This window comes from Variovorax sp. OV084, from assembly GCF_900111625.1.
Taxonomy (GTDB): Bacteria; Pseudomonadota; Gammaproteobacteria; order Burkholderiales; family Burkholderiaceae_C; genus Variovorax.
Map to the genome: position 1 here is coordinate 1 of NZ_FOII01000023.1, position 16,732 is coordinate 16,732.

Consider the following 16,732-nt stretch of genomic DNA (forward strand, 5'->3'; position numbering starts at 1 on the left):
GAAGCCCGCGCTGCTGTTCACAGCGCCTGCACTGAGTGTCAGCATGTCGGCACTTGTGATGCCGCCTTGGCCGTTGGTGTAGCCCGATGCGTTGGCGTTGGTGAGTGCCTGGCCATTCGTGTCGATGACCATGGTGCCACCACTTTGCACGAGGCCGGCGTCGTTGTTCAGCGCACCGGACTTCACGTCGACAGTGGTGGTCGCAGCTATCGTTCCCTTGGCGCTGTTGTCCAGGGCATTGCCATGCGTGTCGATGGACAGGCTGTTGCCGAAGACCTTGCCGCCGGCGCTGCTCAGGCCACCATTGTTCAACGTAGTCGTGCCACCGGCTTGCAAGGTGCCGCCAGTGTTGGTCGTGGTGCCCGTGGTCGTGACAGCCAGATTGCCATTGACGGCTGCGGCCGTTCCCGCACTGTTGTCCAGACTGGCGGCGGTGACCGTGGTGTTGCCGTTGGCGGCCAGCGTACCGCCTACGTTCGTGGCTGCACCCGAGACGGTTGCATTGAGGTTGCCGACGGCCGTCAGGTTGCCAGCGTCGTTCTTGAGACTGCCTGCCTGAATGGTGGCATTGCTGCCCGCCAGAATCTGGCCCGCCGCGGAGTTGTCGAGCAGACCGGTGACGGTGAGATTCAGGTCGGAACTGCCCGCTGCCTGGAACTTGCCGCCCTGGTTGGCCATGGAGCCCGCGTTGGCGGTGATAACGCCATTGCTCGCGACGGTTCCGCCGTTGTTGACCAGGGCTCCACCGACGTTGAGGGTCGTGGTGCCTGTGCCTGCCTGCACGATGCTGCCACTGTTCTGGTTGCTCAGGGAGCCGGCCAACAGATTGATCTGTTGGGCGTAAGCCGTGCCGCCGTCCTGATTGAACATGCCCGTGAGATTGACGGCCAATGCACCGTTGCCGGTGATCTTGCCATTCGCGCCGTTGAAGCTGCCGCCCGCGATGGTCAGGGTGCCGGTGCCGGCATGATCAATCTTGCCGTTTGTGTTCGTGATGGACGCTGCCTGGAGTGTCAGGTCCTGGCCGTTCGTGGCAATGTGGCTGTTCGAGTTGTCGATGCTGCCGCTGACGGCGAGGATGGTCGCGCCAGTGCCGGTCTGGACGATCTCGCCGCCGTTGGTGTTGGCGATGTTCGAGGCATCGATCTTCAACCGAGCGGCGTTGAGCTGGCCGGCGCTGTTGAGCAGCGTCTGGCCGGGCTGCGCGTTGGCGGTGATGGCGAGCGTACCGGGCGTAGCGACAGTGGCGCCACTGGTGGTCACGTTGCCTTGGGTGGCCGTGATCATGATGTCGGATGCGCCGGTCTGGCTGCCGGAGAGGTCGACGGAAGCACCCTTGAGCGTGGCGTTGCCGCCTGCGACGTTGGTGCCGGTGGAGGTCAGGGCCTGCGTGGCCGTGACGTTCATGTCGCCGGTACTTTGAAGATTGCCCTTGCTGCCGTCGAGGCTGCCGGTCTGCATCGTAAGAGTTCCGCCGCTGGCGATATGGCCATCGGTGTTCAGGAGTTGCTGCCCGACGGTGAGCTGGGCATTGCCGCTGGCCGAAGAAATGGTCCCTTGGCTGTTGTTCAAGGATTGGCCCGAGACACTGAGACTCTGGTTCGAGGTCAACGTGCCCGAGGTGTTCTGGATCGCGCCGACAACGCTGGCTGTCAGTGCGCCGGTGGCGGAGATCGTGCCTCGTGTGTTGTCGGCGTTGCCACCGACCGCGAGGTTTGCATTGCTGTCGCTGGTCAGCATGCCGTCCTGGTTGTTCAGGTCACCCGTGGTCGTGATATCCAGGCTGCCGGCGTGCAGGGTGCCCGTGCTGTTGTTGAAGGTGCCGAGATTGGCCGTGAAAGCGCCCGAGATGTTCAGCGTGCCCCCTGTATTCTGGAAGCTCGGCTGGTTGAGCGACATGCTCGTGACGCTCAGGGCTCCCCCGTTGTTGACCAGGTTCGCTGTCTGCACCGTGATCGGGCCACCTGCGTAAACCTTGCCGCCATCGTTGCGGATAGCACCTGCGGCTGTGAGGCTGCCCGGTTCAATCGGTGCTGCTGCTGGTGTTGAAGTGCCAGCGGTTGTCGTGCTGCCGGTCGATGCGGTGGTGCCCGTCGAGCCACTTGAGCCCGAGCTTGGCGTGGCACCTGCACCGGTGCTGCCGCTGCCAGTACCGGCTGTCGAAGCAGGCACAGGCTCGCTGCCGATCCACCCATCATTGGTGTTGCTGATCGTGGGGGCCGCAAGCGCGAGCGACGCCATGCTGGTCTGGCGGATCGTCCCCTGGTTGACGATGTCGCTGCCGGTGCTGGCAAGCTGCACGCTCTGGCCCTCCAGCGTGCCGGTATTCTCCAGGCGACCGGACGCCGTGACGACCAGATTGCCGGCGCTCGCGCCGATGCTCCCGGCGTTGCGCACACCCAGTCCAGCCTCTGTCCCAATCAGCGAAATCTTGTTCGCATACATGCCACCCAACGCCGCAACGTCGAGCGCAAAGGTCGGAGCAGCACCAGTGCCTGATGTCGGCGTGACCTGGCTGTGATCGGCGCTGATCTCGTTCGCACCAGTCACCACCTTCAGCTCACTCGCCCAGATACCAGCATTGACCTGCACAGCACGCGCCAGGATGGCCGCGTAGTCGGTCTTGCTCGCATCGAGCCCCGCGCCGTCAATGGTGACAGTGCCGCCACGAACCAGGAAGCTGTCGAGCCCCCCGATCGCGTTGAACTGCGGCGTTCCGGTGGTGAGCGTCGCCCGCGAGGCGTTGATGAAGCCGCCTCCGTCCACGCTGATGCCGGCCGGGTTCGCGATGATCACTTCGGCACGCTGGCCACCCACTTCGATGTAGCCGCGAAGCTGGCTCGGCGAGCCGCCGTTGATTTCGTTCAGGATGATGCGCGCCGGCCCCGTTGCGAGGTAAGGATTGCCTTGAACGAACCCGCCCAGTTGGGTCTGCACGTTCACCCGGCTGTTATTCAGGATGGCGCCGTTCGCGCCCACATTGAACTGGTTGTAGACGTTGCGCGAAACGCCTGCGGCCGAAGGAGTCTGGATGTTGACCAGCGGCACGCCGTTGGGCGCCAGCAGCACCGTCGGGCGAAGATTGCCCGGCACATTGGGCGCGCCGACGATCTGTGCATGTGCCGACGTTGCCATCAGCACGCCGGCGATGGCCATGGCGCCCGCTGCGGTCGTCGCCTTGCTCGCACCCTTGCCGGTACTGGTGGCCGTCTCCTGGACCACCATACGCATACCTCTGGCCGCATTGAAAACAACGCGGTGCAAGTGCCGATTCATGTTTAGCGCTCCCTCAAATCTTTGTTAATCCGCAACACATTTGTGTCTAGACACGCGTTGCAGGGGCGCGATTATGGGATAGCGTTACATCTCAGCAAGGTATTTAGTCACGCTTTGTAAGATTACGTCGAAGGTTTTTCGGGCGATGTAATGCATATGAATTACTTGGCTGCGCCGCCACCGCATGCCGGTGAAATTGCGCCCGGATGCCCGGCGTTTGCCCCGCCTTCGCGCAGCAGCCGTCGCCGCCGACCTACAGACAAGACTCTCCCGCCGCGCCATGGTGAAACCCATGACACACCCCATCGAACTCACCATCGAAGAACCGTTGCCGGGCGCCTTTGTCTGGCAGCTGCTCGAAACCGATGACAAGGGCACGCACCCGCGCGTGCTGCGCAAGGCGTATGACGCTGTGGAGAGCTATGAACTGGCGCTCTCGGCCGGCCAGCGTGCGCTGCAAAGCGAGATTCGGCACCGCGCGCCTGCCGGGCACGGTTGATTGAATCGCTCACGGCGCCTTCAAGCCTTGGCGGCTCAGGCGTGCAGCGCGAAGTCGTCGATCGTGAGCGTGATGGACCGATGCGGCTCGGCTTGGTAGCGCGCGACGGCCACGGGCTCTATGACGTGAAAATGCTGCCTGCATGTCTCCAGCAGGCTGTCGCCGACTTCGCGCGCGCCGAATTCGTCGTGCAGGGTTTCCTCGGAAATCTGCGCGACGACACGGGGGCCGCCGGGGCCTTCGGGGTAGAAGGCAAATCGCACGCTCGCGGTGTCGAAGCAATAGATGCCTTCGAAATTCATCTCTCTTGTCTCCTTGTGAAGGGGCGGCGATTGGACGCGCATGCAGCAACGGCAAAGAGTAGAAAAATTCGCATGCGCGCGCAGGAAATGTCCTACAGACAGCAAGGAGAGAACTTGTATCCGGAAACGGCTTCGGCTTCCATTGCGCAGCGCCAATCCGGCGAAGATCGCAGCTTCCAGATTTCCTGTTCCCGGAGCCTTTCCGGAGCACCCGATTCGATGACCGAAACGATCACGCGCCCTGCCCGGCTCCGCCGCCGCGCAGCCGCATCCGGCCTCGCTGCCGCACTGCTTTTGTTGGGAGCATGCAGCGGCCCCACGGAAGCCCAGCGCCTGGCAACCGCCAGCACGCCGCCGCCCACCGACTGCACCGCCTGGGTCGGCACCGACCGCAACGCCATGATGGGCGGCTACCTGCTGCCGCAGGACCAGAAGAACAGCAAGGGCACCAAGGTCTGCGTGCCGGTGCTGATGACGGCCAACCCCACGCCTTCCGGCTATGCGGGCGGCGACTATCACATCGCAGAGTTCACCGACGACAAGCTCAAGGCCCGCTGGCGCGCCTGCAAGGAAGACCCGGCGTGCTTCAAGCGCATCGACGCGCAGATGCAGCGCTGGCTGCCGCCCAACAAGGAGCGTGCCACGCGATCGACAGGCGTGGTCGACCCCTCCGGCAAGATCGATCCGGACGGCCAGGTCGACCTGAAGCAGATCCGCCGGCCCGCCTTCTTCGCCAAGGCGCCGTACCGCGAAGGCATCGCCAGGGCCGACGCCCGCACCTACATGGTCGAGTTCACCGCGCCGCGCGACACCTTCGAGCGCATCGACCTGAAGATGACCGGCGACATCAAGCTGCGCGGCTGGTACATCGAAGGCGCGGGCGTGGACGGCGGCAAGGGCAAGAAAGTGCGCGCGCTGGTCATCATGGCGCCGGGCGGCGGCGGGCAGCTCACGGCCATCCAGCACCCCGACGAGGCGTCGTACCGCATCGACGAGAAGACCGGCAAGACCATTCCCATCAACTTTCCCAACGCGACCACCGAGACCATGGGCCAGCGCTGGTGGCGCGAGAACCTGTATGCGCTCAACCAGGCCGGCTTCGACGTGCTGGCCTACGACCGGCGCGGCGAAGGCTTGTCGGGCGGTTTCAGCGACACCAACACGCTGGAGCAAGGGGAAGACGTGTTCCGCGCGCTCACGGCGCTGGAAACCGGGCGCGGGCTGCGCATCCTCACGCCCCAGGGCGAAGTGCTCGAAGGCGAAGCCACCCGGGGCAAGCTGCTCGCAGGCATGCCATCGAGCGAGATCCCGCTGGTGCTCGGCGGCTACTCGCGCGGCTCGATGTCCACCGCCTGGGCCATGACGAGAAACTACGTGGCCCAGTGCAGCTTCGACATGCCCGAGCCCAACTGCACGCCGCCCAAGGGCCTGCGGAACATTCGCGGTGCGATATTGCTGTCGTCGTTCGCCAGCGGCGCGGGCTATGTGGGCGACTCGCCCGACCTGGCCGACCGCAACCTGTTCCTGGGCGGCATGGCGGCCGATCACCACATCGTGTTCTATCCGAACTCCTCCACGCTCGCGGGCATGGACCGCTGGCCCGCCGCCTTCTTCGGCAAGGGCCTGTGGGACCGCGCGGAAACGCTCGAAGGCACCGTGGCCGCCTACAACCGCATCCGCGGCTTGAAAGAGATCGTGCTGGCGCGCGGGCCGCACTCGATCGAGACCTGGCCCGCATCCGACCAGGCCTATCTGCGCGAGCGCATGGTGGTGTTCGCGAAGTCGCTGATCGTCGGCGGGCGCACCATCCCGGGCGCGCGGCCGTGGAAGGACTTCAAGTCGCTGGTGGCGACCACGCCCGACTCGTGGGAACCGTCGTCGCGGCCGAAGGCGCCCTGAGCGACGAGGCGATCAGTACTTGCGCGGGTTGTCCGGCCGGCGGTCATAGCGATCGGGCACGCCGTCGCCATCACTGTCGCGGTTGCGTTCATAGCGGTCAGGAATGCCGTTGTGGTCGCGGTCACGATTGCGGCGGTGGTTGTCGTGGCCGCAGCCGGCCGCAAGGCTGGCGACTGCAAGCAGAAGAATGAGGTGCTTCAAGCTGTGTTCCCCGTGCTGTCGGTGTAGTTCTTGGGAGCCCCAGTGTCCGGGCGGCTGCTGAAGAATCGCTGAGCCTCTGCTGAAGGCTTCATGAACGCTGGGCACTGAAACGATGGCCCTGCCGGCTTCCCGTGCCCGGGTTGAAAACCTCCGGCATGCCGCCATTTCCTCTGGGATCTGGCGACTGAAAAGAGGTGCTCCATGGGCGCGCGCGACGAATTCATTCTTGACTCCTACTCGGCCACCGTCACGCAGGTGGCGCACACCGCCAGCGCGGCGGTCGCCCACATCAAGGTCCGAAAGCAGGCACAGCGCGGCGGCGCGGGCGGCCAGGGCAGCGGCTCCGGCTTCCTGTTCACGCCCGATGGCTTCACGCTCACCAATGCCCACGTGGTCGAGGGCGCGAGCGAGCTGCGCGCCGCATTCGCAGACGGCACCGAAAGCGTCGCGCGCCTGGTCGGGCTGGACGCCTCGACCGATATCGCGGTGTTGCGCATCGAGTCGCACCCGAGCACCTTCCTGCCGCTGGGCAGTTCGGCCGCCCTGCAACCCGGCCAGCTGGCCGTGGCGGTCGGCAATCCGCTGGGCTTCGACTTCACCGTGACCGCCGGCATCGTGAGCGCGCTGGGCCGCAGCCTGCCCGCGCGGGGCGGCCGGATGATCGAGGACGTGATCCAGACCGACGTGGCCCTCAACCCCGGCAACTCGGGCGGCCCGCTGCTGGACAGCGCGGCGCAGGTCATCGGCGTGAACACGGCGGTGATCCCTTCGGCGCAAGGCCTGAGCTTCGCGGTGGCCATCGACACCGCGCGCTGGGTGGCCGGCGAGCTGATGCGTCATGGCGCGGTGCGCCGCGGCAAGCTGGGCGTGCAATGCGCGGCCGTGGCATTGCCCAGGCGTTGGGTGCGCGAGAACGAATGGCCCGTGGCCACCGGGGTGCGCGTGGTCGAGGTGGTGGCCGGCTCGGCCGCCGCGCGCGACGGGCTACGCAGCGGCGACATCCTTATTGGCTGCGACGGAGTGCCACTGGCCCAGCTGTCCGACCTGCTCAAGCGGCTGGCGGGCGAAGGGTATGGACGCCCGTTGCTGCTCAAGCTGTTGCGGCCCGTGGCCGGGACGCTCACGCCGTTTTACCTGACGGTAACGCCCGCAGGCTGACCCCCTCCTGCCGGCGCAACGACAATAGGCGGCTGCAGTGAAGCACCTGTCCAGGAGAAAACCTTGTCCACCGTCACCATCACCCCTCAAGTCAACGCCAGCAACGAAGCCCCCTTCGTCCTCTTCGGCGGCGTCAACGTTCTCGAATCGAAGGACCTGGCCCTGCGCAGCGCCGAGGAGTACGTGCGCGTCACGCAGAAACTGGGCATTCCCTACGTCTTCAAGGGCAGCTTCGACAAGGCCAACCGCTCCTCCATCCACTCCTACCGCGGTCCCGGCCTGGACGAAGGCCTGAAGATCCTGCAGGCCGTGAAAGACGCCTTCGGCGTGCCCGTGCTGACCGACGTGCACGAAACCGCGCAGGCGGCCCCGGTCGCGGAGGTGGTCGACGTGCTCCAGCTGCCCGCCTTTCTCGCGCGCCAGACCGACCTCGTCGTGGCGCTGGCCAAGACGGGCCGCATCATCAACATCAAGAAGCCGCAGTTCCTCAGCCCCTCGCAGATGCTCAACATCGTCGAGAAGTTCAAGGAAGCGGGCAACGACAAGCTCATCCTGTGCGACCGCGGCACCTGCTTCGGCTACGACAACCTCGTGGTCGACATGCTGGGCTTCGGCGTCATGAAGAAGGTGACGCAGAACCTGCCCATCATCTTCGACGTGACCCATGCGCTGCAGCAGCGCGAAGCCGGCGCTGCCGCATCGGGCGGCCGCCGCGAGCAGGTGGCCGACCTGGCACGCGCCGGCATGGCCGTCGGCCTGGCGGGCCTCTTCCTCGAAGCCCACCCTGATCCGGCGCAGGCCAAGTGCGACGGCCCGAGCGCACTGCCGCTGGACAAGCTGGAACCGTTCCTGACGCAGATCAAGGCGCTGGACGATCTGGTCAAGTCGTTCGCTCCCCTGAAGATCTGAAGCAGGGGCCCGAGGGCCCGGCGCGGCTCCATCCGTGGGCCATTTACTAAAGTTTTCATTTGGACTGCCGATATCCAGCCATTCCCCTGGATTCCGGAGTCCGAATATGTTTCTGAGCAACGTTTCAATTGGCAAGCGCCTGGCCATCGTGCTGGGCGCCATCCTGGCGCTCTTTCTCGCCACCAGCGTCGCCGCGGTGTGGAAGCTGCAGCAGCTCAGCCAGGAGATCGACGCCATGATCGAGGACAACGTCAAGACCGAGCGCGCCGGCTCCGACTGGCTGCGCCACACCACGTCGGGCGTGCAGCGGGCGGCGGCCATTGCCAAGAGCAGCGACGCCAGCCTGATCGACTACTTCGCGCCGGCCACGGCCAAGTCGATCAAGGACACCAACGAGCTGCAGAAGTTCATCGAAGGCAAGCTGGCCAAGCCCGAGGAGCGTGAGCTGCTCGAGAAGGTCGGCAACCTGCGAAAGGCCTACCTCGCCTCGCGCGAGGAAGTCAGCAAGTTCAAGCTGAAGGGCGACCTCGAAGGCGCCAACCGCATCTTCGACTCCCAGTTCCAGCCCACATCGGTCAGCTACATCGCGGGCGTGCAGCAAGTGGTGGACATGCAGCGCGAGCAGCTCGATGCCGCCGCCGCCCGCGCCAACAATCTGCGCGCACAGACCAGCACGCTGCTGATCGTGTGTTCCGCCGTGAGCCTGGTGCTCGGCACCCTGCTGGCCTGGCTGCTGGCACGCAGCATCACGCGCCCGCTGCGCAGCGCCGAAACCATCGCGCAGTCGATCGCCGAGATGGACCTCACTGGTGCAGTCCAGCCAAGCTATGCCAAGGACGAAACCGGCCACCTGCTGCGCGCTCTCGACCAGATGCGCACCGCCTTGCAGGGTTCGCTGACGCAGGTGCATGGCGTGGTGATGAACGTATCCACGGCCAGCTCGCAGATTGCCACAGGCAACCAGGACCTGTCGTCGCGCACCGAAGAGCAGGCCAGCTCGCTGGAGCAGACGGCGGCCTCCCTCGAGGAGCTGACCTCCACCGTGAAGCAGAACGCGGACAACGCACGCCAGGCCAATCAGCTGGCCACCTCCGCCTCTGAAGTGGCAGTCAAGGGCGGCAGCGTCGTGTTCCAGGTGGTGGAGACGATGGGGTCGATCAATGCGTCGTCGAAGAAGATCGTGGACATCATCAGCGTGATCGACGGCATCGCGTTCCAGACCAACATCCTCGCGCTCAACGCGGCCGTCGAGGCAGCGCGCGCGGGCGACCAGGGGCGTGGCTTCGCTGTGGTGGCATCCGAAGTGCGCAGCCTGGCGCAGCGCTCGGCCGCGGCGGCCAAGGAAATCAAGACGCTGATCGGCGACTCCGTCGACAAGGTCGAGGAAGGCAGCCGGCAGGTGGCCGATGCCGGCCGCACCATGGAAGAGATCGTCGGCAGCGTGAAGCGCGTGACGGATATCATGGGCGAGATCAGCGCGGCAAGCCAGGAGCAGACCTCGGGCATCGAGCAGATCAACCAGGCCGTCACGCAGATGGACCAGGCGACGCAGCAGAACGCGGCGCTGGTCGAAGAGGCCTCGGCCGCAGCCCAGTCGCTGCAGGAACAGGCAGGGAGCCTGTCGCGGATCGTCGGCAGGTTCAAGCTGGAGCGGCAGCACACTGCTGCGGCATCCGCGACCACGTCGTTGAGCACCTACGCACCCAACGCGCCACGCGCCTACCAGGAGCTGATCGCGTCCCACTAGGCGGAAGAAGCCGACAAAGGCCCTGCACGGAGGAATGAGGCGAAACTAGGCGCCACGTATCAGTCTTTCCTCCGGAGCCTACCTTGTCATCCAAAGTCTCCCGCATTGCCCTGTCGGCCTCGGCTGCCGCCATTGGCAGCATCGCGGCGTACTGGACCCTGCTTGCCACGCGCCAGGGGCACATCCTCTTCAACGCCCGCAAACTGCCCGTCGTCCATCTGTCGGACGACTTCTCCACGTACTCCCACACCGTGCCGGGCGGCATGGTCCGCGGGTATGTCTATCACCCCCAGGGCGAAGACTCGCTGCGGGACCTGTTCGTCTACTTCGCCGGCCGCGGCGAAGACGTGCGCGCCACCGCGCAGATGCTCCACTGGCTGCCCGAAGGCTTCGGCTTTGCCGCGCTCAACTACCGCGGGGTGGCCGACTCGCAGGGGCGCCCTTCCGAGATCGCATCCGTCGAAGACGCGAGCCAGTTCGCCAACCATTTGCGCCGCGCCTTTCCGCATGCACGCCTGCACGTGGTCGGCCGCAGCCTGGGGACTGGCGTAGCCATCCAGCTCGTGGCGCGACAAGACTTCGAGAGCCTGCAACTCGTCACCCCCTACGACTCGATGCTGGAAGTAGCGAAGAAGCGCTTCCCGCTCGTGCCGCTGTCGCTGCTGCTGCGGCACCAGTTCAACTCGCTGGAGCACTGCAAGGAGGTCGCCGCGAAAACCCAGGTGCTGCTGGCCGAGCACGACGACGTCGTGCTGCCCGAGCGCTCGCAAAAACTCATCGCCGCATGGCCCACCCCGGTCAGCGTGCAGACGGTTCCCGCGTCGAACCATCACAGCATCATGGGCCTGGAAGAGACCTGGCTCTATCTCGTCGACTTTGCGTTGACGGCGGTCATTCCCGAGCCGAAGGCGGCATAGCCCGCTGGCTGGTCGATGCCATGGACTCCCTGATCGCCGCCTCCGCCCGCGCCCTGGCCGCTGGCGATGCGCTAGGTGCCCTCAAGCGGGTCGCCCTGCGCGACGACCCACCTGCGCTGGCCTTGCGCGGCATCGCCATGGCCCAGCTCGGCGAGCACCCGCGCGCACGCGAACTCCTGCGGCGCGCCGCGCGCGACTTCGGCGCGCATGAAGTGCTGTCGCGCGCCCGCTGCATCGTGGCCGAGGCCGAGGTGGCGCTGGCGATGCGCGACCTTGGCGGCTCGCCGCGCACGCTGACGGCTGCGGCAGCCACGCTGGAGGCGCACGACGATCACGCCAACGCGCTGCAGGCGCGGCTGATCGCGGCGCGCCGGCTCCTGCTGCTGGGGCGTCTCGCCGAAGCCGCGGCCGCGCTGGAGCGCCTCGATGCGCGCGGCCTGCCGCCGTCGCTGGCGGCGGTGGCCGAGCTGACCGCGACCGAGCTGGCGCTGCGCTCGCTGCGCATCGGCCCGGCGCAGGCAGCGCTGGCCCGTGCGCACGAAGCGGCCGTGCGTGCGCGCGTACCGGCGCTGCTGGCCGAGGTGGCGGAGGCGCGCGCTGCCTTCGAGCGCCCCGCTGCGCGGCGCATCTTCGCGGGCGGCGAGCAGACGCTGCGCCTCGATGAAGTCGCGGCGCTCCTGGCCTCCGACGCACTGGTGGTCGATGCCTGCCGCCGGGGCCTGGGCGCGGGCGACGCGTGGCAGCCGCTGGCGCGCCGTCCGATCCTGTTCACGCTCGCGCGCTCGCTGGCCGAGGCGTGGCCCGGCGATGTCGATCGCGAAGCATTGATCGCAAGCGCATTCCGCACCCGCCATCCCGACGAAACGCATCGGGCGCGCCTGCGTGTCGAGATCGGCCGCCTGCGCGCACTCGTCACCACCCTGGCGAGCATCGAGGCCACGCCGCGCGGCTTCGTGCTCAAGCCGCACGGCGAACGCACCGTCGCCCTGCTGGCGCCGCCCATCGACGGCGACCAGGCCTCGCTGGTGGCGCTGCTTTCCGACGGCGCGGCTTGGTCGACCTCGGCCCTGGCGCTGGCGCTCGGGGCCAGCCAACGCACCGTGCAGCGCGCGCTGGTCGAGCTGGAGGCCGAAGGCCGGGTGCGCTCCATCGGCCAGACGCGCTCGCGCCGCTGGCTGTCGCCGCCGCTGGCGGGATTCACGACGATCTTGTTACTCCCCGCTGCGCTGCCGTTTGAATAGAGTTGTCTCCAGGCGCCGATCCGAGGCGTTTCACAAGGAGCCAACGATGAGCAGCAACAACAAGACGAGCAAGAGCAGACCCCAGCCCACCGTGCGGCCGGCCGAGATCGTGCGCGAGTACGGCCCCTTTGCCGACGCCACCCAGGTGGCGGGCGTGACCTACGACGGCCAGCGCGTCTGGGCCGCCACCGGCGCCAGGCTGGTGGCCTTCGACCCCGCCAGCGGCGAGACCACGCGCACGCTGGACACCGCCTGCGACGCCGGCACCGCCTTCGACGGCAAATACCTCTACCAGATCGCCGAGTCGCGCATCGACAAGATCGACCCGGCCACGGGCAAGGTGCTGGCGTCGATCCCCTCGCCCGGCCACGGCAACGACTCGGGCCTCACCTGGGCCGAAGGCAGCCTGTGGGTGGGACAGCACCGCGACCGCAAGATCCACCAGATCAACCCCGAGACCGGTGCCGTCGTGCGCACCATCGAGTCGAACCGCTTCGTCACCGGCGTGACCTGGGTCGACGGCGAGCTGTGGCACGGCACCTGGGAGGCCGAAGAAAGCGACATCCGCCGCATCGACCCGCAAAGCGGCGCCGTGCTCGAGCGGCTCGAAATGCCGCATGGCATCGGCGTCAGCGGACTCGAGTCCGACGGCGCCGATCTTTTCTATGCCGGCGGCGGCAAGAGCGGCAAGGTCCGCGCCGTGCGCCGTCCCCGCAACTCACCGGAGCATTGACATGACCGAAATCAATCACGCAGCAAACCACCCCGTCGTGTCCAGCGACCAATGGCTCGCCGAGCGCAAGGCACTGCTGGCGCGCGAGAAGGAGCTGATGCACCTGCACGACCAGATTGCCCGCGAGCGCCGTGCGTTGCCATGGGAGCGCGTCGAGAAGAACTACGTCTTCGACACGCCCGAGGGCAAGCGCACGCTCGCCGAGCTGTTCGAGGGACGCCGCCAGCTGATGGTGCAGCACTTCATGCTCGGCCCGGGGTGGGAACAAGGCTGCCAGAGCTGCTCTTTCATGGCCGACCACACCGACGGCATGAACGTGCATCTGGCGCATCGAGACATCACGATGGTGGCCGTCTCGCGCGCACCGCTGGCCGAGATCGCGCGCTTTCGCGAGCGCATGGGCTGGCAGTTCAAGTGGGTGTCGGCGAACGGCAGCGACTTCAACCACGACTTCCACGTCAGCTTCACCCCCGAGGAGCAGGCCACCGGCAAGGTCTACTACAACTACGCCGTGCAGCCCTTTCCCCAGGAAGAGGCGCCCGGCGTCAGCGTGTTCTACAAGGACGACGCGGGCGAGGTGTTCCACACCTACTCGACCTTCGGTCGCGGCGTGGAAGTGATGATGGGCGCCTACTACATGATGGACCTCACGCCCAAGGGCCGCGACGAGCGCGAGGTGCCCTACAAGATGGAGTGGGTGCGCCACCACGACCGCTACGAGCCGCAGGCAAAGACGGCAGGCGATTCGTGCTGCTCGGCACACGGCTGAAGCGCGAAGCATCATGGCAAGCCTCTGGCCCTGGCTGGCGGTTGCGGGGGTCGGCGCCCTTCACGGGCTGAACCCTGCCACCGGCTGGGCCTTCGCAGCCGCCTGGGGCGTGCGCTCACGCGACCGGTCGCAGGCGCTGCGGGCCCTGGTGCCGATCGCGGTCGGGCACGCCGCATCGGTCGCACTGGTTGCCGCTGCTGTAGCGCTGGGCCTGTCGATGGATCGGATGGCGCTGCAGGTGCTGGCGGGTGGGCTGCTTGTCGCCGTCGTCGCGTATCACCTGTGGGGCCGCAGCTCGGGCAAGACGGCCGGGCATGCCGGGCTGGCGCTCTGGTCTTTCATGATGTCCACCGCGCACGGCGCGGGGCTGATGCTGGTGCCGGCGCTGATTCCGCTGTGCATGGGCGACGCACCGGCAGCACGCGAGATCACCGCATCGGGCTCGCTGATGCTGGCGCTCGCGGCCGTCGGCGTTCACACAGCGGCGATGCTCGGCGTTACTGGCATGATCGCCACCGGCGTGTGCCGCGGCTTCGACTTCAGGCGGAAGTCGCCTGCGGCGCCGCACTGAAGGCGATGCCCGGCCGCATCACTGCCGCCCTTTCGGCACGTGGAAATCCGGCGACCCGGCCACCACCTTGCGGATCTCGTCCATCAAGGCCCGCGCGCCCGGTGAAGGAAACGCCCCCAGTCGCTGCGTCAAACCGATCTCGCGCCGTGTTTCCTCGAGCGGAAAGTCCAGCACCACCAGGCTGCTGTCGCGAATCTCGTAGCGCAGCTGGTGCGCCGAGATCGCGGTCAGCATGTCGCTTTCCAGCAGCAGGCCGCGCAGCACGGCAAGGTCGCCTGTCTCGACCGCAGGCAGTGGCGGCGCCTGCCGCGCATCCGAGAAGAAGCGCTCCAGCAGCTCGCGCGATGGCGAGCCGTGCCGAGAGAGCGTCCAGCTCGCCTCGCGCAGCATCCTGAAGTCGATGCGCTTCGCGCGCGCGAGCGGGTGACCGGCACGGGCGATCACCGAGATGCGGTCTTCGAACAGCGGCTCCTGCTGCAGGTCTTTCGCTTCACCTGCACTGCGCAGCGCGCCGAGGATGAAGTCGATGTCGCCGCTGCGCAGCGACGCGGCCAGCGCGTCGTACGGACTCTCGACCGTGGTGACGTGCAGGCCCGGATGCCGCGCGAGCAATGAGGCAATCGCCAGCGGCAGGATCTGCGTGCGCCCGAGCGGCAATGCACCCACGTTCACACTGCCCTGCAAGGTGCCTTCGCTGGCCGCGATGTCTGGCCCGATGTGCCGCAGCTCCGACAGCACGCGCTTGAAGTAGAAGGCCACGATCTCGCCCGCCGGCGTCGCGGTGAGCCCGCGCGCATTCCGGTTGAAGAGCGTGACGCCGAGCCCGCTTTCCAGGTCTTTCAATGCGCTGCTGATGGCCGGCTGCGTGATGCCGAACTCGCGCGCGACGGCGGGCATGTTGCGCTTCTCGGCAAGGCTCGCAATCACGGCGAGGCGTCGGCCATTCAGGATCGAAGTGAAGAGCGAATGCACATCGGCGGAGCTGTCGATTCCGCCGCGCGCCGCCAGCTGCGTTCGCGCCTCCTCGAACTCGCGCTCGATGCGCAGGGCACGCGCCAGCACCAGTTCTCCGTATGCATTGAGCGCCACGCCACGCGAGCGCCGGTCGAACAGCGGCCTGCCGAGCGCGGCCTCCAGATCGAGGATCGAACGCGTCACCGCCGACGCCACGCGGAACAGCGCCTCGGCAGCCGCGGCAATGCTCCCGGCAGATGCCACGGCCGAGAACGCGCGCAGGTGGCGCAGGTTGATGCCGAGCGCCACGCTGTCGGCGTGCGCAATAACTTTGTGATGCTCGTTTTTTTTGTTCACGGGTGGAGGCGTCGCTCTCGATCATGCATTTTCACGCCTAAGGGTAAACCCTTTATCGATAAAAAAGAATGATGGCAGCGCAACGCTAACTCACCCCACGCAAAGCAACCGCCGCGCAGACTTCTCTTCATGCTTGAAGCACCCCCTGCACACCTTCCGGAGCGTTGCGAATGATCATCGACTGTCACGGCCACTACACGACCGCGCCCAAAGCCCTCGAGGCGTGGCGCAACCGGCAGATCGCCGGCATCAAGGACCCGTCGGCCAGGCCCAAAGTCTCGGAGCTGAAGATCAGCGACGACGAACTGCGCGAGTCCATCGAGGGCAACCAGCTGCGGCTGATGAAGGAGCGCGGCAGCGACCTGACCATCTTCAGCCCGCGCGCGAGCTTCATGGCGCATCACATCGGCGACTTCGAGGTGTCGTCCACCTGGGCGGCCATCTGCAACGAGCTGTGCCATCGCGTGAGCCAGCTCTTTCCCGATCACTTCATCGGCGCGGCCATGCTGCCGCAGTCGCCGGGCGTCGATCCGGCCAGCTGCATTCCCGAGCTGGAACGCTGCGTGAACGAATACGGCTTCGTGGGCGTCAACCTCAACCCCGACCCCTCGGGCGGCCACTGGACCAGCCCGCCGCTGTCCGACCGGCACTGGTATCCGCTCTACGAAAAGATGGTGGAGCTGGACATTCCCGCGATGGTGCACGTGAGCACGAGCTGCAACGCCTGCTTCCACACCACGGGCGCGCACTACCTGAACGCCGACACCACGGCCTTCATGCAGTGCCTCACCTCGGACCTGTTCACCGACTTTCCGACGCTGCGCTTCGTCATTCCGCACGGCGGCGGCGCGGTGCCCTACCACTGGGGGCGCTTTCGCGGCCTGGCGCAGGAGATGAAGAAGCCGCTGCTCAAAGACCACCTGCTGAACAACATCTTCTTCGACACCTGCGTGTACCACCAGCCCGGCATCGACCTGCTCACGCGCGTGATCCCGGTCGACAACGTGCTCTTCGCCAGCGAAATGATCGGCGCGGTGCGCGGCATCGACCCCGAGACCGGCTTCTTCTACGACGACACGCGCCGCTACATCGATGCCACGCCCATGCTCGACGACAAGGCGCGCCACCAGATCTACGAAGGCAACGCGCGCCGCGTGTACCCGCGGCTGGACCGCGCACTCAAGCAAAAAGGACTTTGA

Annotated in this window: 15 protein-coding genes; 11 read left to right on the top strand and 4 right to left on the bottom strand. The window is 66.6% G+C overall.

Translation table 11 applies throughout. The annotated features are described in order from the left end of the window. Positions 1-3,276, bottom strand: a 3,276-nt coding sequence (locus BMW87_RS30740) for a two-partner secretion domain-containing protein (protein ID WP_143062637.1), incomplete at its 3' end; no start/stop codon positions are given. A 292-nt stretch (positions 3,277-3,568) separates the two neighbouring features. On the opposite strand from BMW87_RS30740, the gene BMW87_RS30745 reads away from it, so the two are divergent. After that, positions 3,569-3,775, top strand: coding sequence for a hypothetical protein (locus BMW87_RS30745; RefSeq protein WP_093052689.1), 207 nt, complete (start codon positions 3,569-3,571; stop codon positions 3,773-3,775). 35 nt (positions 3,776-3,810) lie between these two features. Here the strand turns inward: BMW87_RS30745 and BMW87_RS30750 are convergent, their stop codons facing one another. Then, positions 3,811-4,077, bottom strand: a complete 267-nt coding sequence (locus tag BMW87_RS30750; RefSeq protein ID WP_093052692.1) for a hypothetical protein — start codon at positions 4,075-4,077, stop codon at positions 3,811-3,813. Between the two features lie 219 nt (positions 4,078-4,296). On the opposite strand from BMW87_RS30750, the gene BMW87_RS30755 reads away from it, so the two are divergent. Beyond that, positions 4,297-5,976 carry an alpha/beta fold hydrolase gene (locus BMW87_RS30755; RefSeq protein ID WP_093081598.1) on the top strand — a complete coding sequence of 560 codons (1,680 nt, stop codon included), beginning with the start codon at positions 4,297-4,299 and terminating at the stop codon, positions 5,974-5,976. A 12-nt stretch (positions 5,977-5,988) separates the two neighbouring features. Here BMW87_RS30755 and BMW87_RS30760 read toward each other — a convergent pair whose 3' ends face one another. Then, positions 5,989-6,177 (bottom strand): hypothetical protein, encoded by a 189-nt coding sequence (locus BMW87_RS30760; protein ID WP_093052698.1) that lies wholly within the window; start codon positions 6,175-6,177, stop codon positions 5,989-5,991. A 201-nt stretch (positions 6,178-6,378) separates the two neighbouring features. Here BMW87_RS30760 and BMW87_RS30765 point away from each other — a divergent pair, with 201 nt between their 5' ends. The 8 genes from BMW87_RS30765 to BMW87_RS30800 all read left to right on the top strand — a co-directional run bounded on the left by BMW87_RS30765 (position 6,379) and on the right by BMW87_RS30800 (position 14,222). Further along, complete coding sequence (locus tag BMW87_RS30765; protein WP_093081601.1) at positions 6,379-7,335, top strand: S1C family serine protease; 957 nt, start codon at positions 6,379-6,381, stop codon at positions 7,333-7,335. A 63-nt stretch (positions 7,336-7,398) separates the two neighbouring features. Continuing rightward, the gene (gene kdsA, locus BMW87_RS30770; protein WP_093052704.1) at positions 7,399-8,244 is read left to right on the top strand and encodes a 3-deoxy-8-phosphooctulonate synthase; all 846 of its coding nucleotides are present in this window, start codon (positions 7,399-7,401) and stop codon (positions 8,242-8,244) included. Positions 8,245-8,350: 106 nt separating this feature from the next. After that, a complete protein-coding gene (locus BMW87_RS30775; protein ID WP_093081603.1) occupies positions 8,351-9,991 on the top strand; it encodes a methyl-accepting chemotaxis protein in 1,641 nt (546 codons plus the stop codon). A gap of 83 nt (positions 9,992-10,074) precedes the next feature. Then, positions 10,075-10,908: an alpha/beta hydrolase gene (locus BMW87_RS30780; RefSeq protein ID WP_093052709.1), complete on the top strand. Its 834-nt coding sequence runs from the start codon at positions 10,075-10,077 to the stop codon at positions 10,906-10,908. 20 nt (positions 10,909-10,928) lie between these two features. After that, entirely contained in the window at positions 10,929-12,149 is a 1,221-nt protein-coding gene (locus BMW87_RS30785) for a helix-turn-helix domain-containing protein (RefSeq protein ID WP_093081605.1), read from the top strand. 46 nt (positions 12,150-12,195) lie between these two features. Next, a complete protein-coding gene (locus tag BMW87_RS30790; RefSeq protein ID WP_093081607.1) occupies positions 12,196-12,882 on the top strand; it encodes a Vgb family protein in 687 nt (228 codons plus the stop codon). A gap of 1 nt (position 12,883) precedes the next feature. Continuing rightward, entirely contained in the window at positions 12,884-13,651 is a 768-nt protein-coding gene (locus BMW87_RS30795; RefSeq protein ID WP_093081609.1) for a DUF899 domain-containing protein, read from the top strand. A 13-nt stretch (positions 13,652-13,664) separates the two neighbouring features. Then, on the top strand, positions 13,665-14,222 hold the full coding sequence (locus BMW87_RS30800; RefSeq protein WP_093081612.1) for a hypothetical protein: 558 nt from the start codon (positions 13,665-13,667) through the stop codon (positions 14,220-14,222). Positions 14,223-14,240: 18 nt separating this feature from the next. Here the strand turns inward: BMW87_RS30800 and BMW87_RS30805 are convergent, their stop codons facing one another. Continuing rightward, positions 14,241-15,533: a LysR family transcriptional regulator gene (locus BMW87_RS30805; RefSeq protein WP_093081614.1), complete on the bottom strand. Its 1,293-nt coding sequence runs from the start codon at positions 15,531-15,533 to the stop codon at positions 14,241-14,243. 170 nt (positions 15,534-15,703) lie between these two features. Here BMW87_RS30805 and BMW87_RS30810 point away from each other — a divergent pair, with 170 nt between their 5' ends. Further along, positions 15,704-16,732: an amidohydrolase family protein gene (locus BMW87_RS30810; RefSeq protein WP_093081617.1), complete on the top strand. Its 1,029-nt coding sequence runs from the start codon at positions 15,704-15,706 to the stop codon at positions 16,730-16,732.

Bases quoted from the DNA above. Each gene is read 5' to 3' on its own strand.
- BMW87_RS30745 (WP_093052689.1), top strand. From the start codon at position 3,569: ATGACACACCCCATCGAACTCACCATCGAAGAACCGTTGCCGGGCGCC.
- BMW87_RS30750 (WP_093052692.1), bottom strand. From the start codon at position 4,077: ATGAATTTCGAAGGCATCTATTGCTTCGACACCGCGAGCGTGCGATTT.
- BMW87_RS30755 (WP_093081598.1), top strand. From the start codon at position 4,297: ATGACCGAAACGATCACGCGCCCTGCCCGGCTCCGCCGCCGCGCAGCC.
- BMW87_RS30765 (WP_093081601.1), top strand. From the start codon at position 6,379: ATGGGCGCGCGCGACGAATTCATTCTTGACTCCTACTCGGCCACCGTC.
- BMW87_RS30775 (WP_093081603.1), top strand. From the start codon at position 8,351: ATGTTTCTGAGCAACGTTTCAATTGGCAAGCGCCTGGCCATCGTGCTG.
- BMW87_RS30785 (WP_093081605.1), top strand. From the start codon at position 10,929: ATGGACTCCCTGATCGCCGCCTCCGCCCGCGCCCTGGCCGCTGGCGAT.
- BMW87_RS30790 (WP_093081607.1), top strand. From the start codon at position 12,196: ATGAGCAGCAACAACAAGACGAGCAAGAGCAGACCCCAGCCCACCGTG.
- BMW87_RS30795 (WP_093081609.1), top strand. From the start codon at position 12,884: ATGACCGAAATCAATCACGCAGCAAACCACCCCGTCGTGTCCAGCGAC.
- BMW87_RS30800 (WP_093081612.1), top strand. From the start codon at position 13,665: ATGGCAAGCCTCTGGCCCTGGCTGGCGGTTGCGGGGGTCGGCGCCCTT.
- BMW87_RS30810 (WP_093081617.1), top strand. From the start codon at position 15,704: ATGATCATCGACTGTCACGGCCACTACACGACCGCGCCCAAAGCCCTC.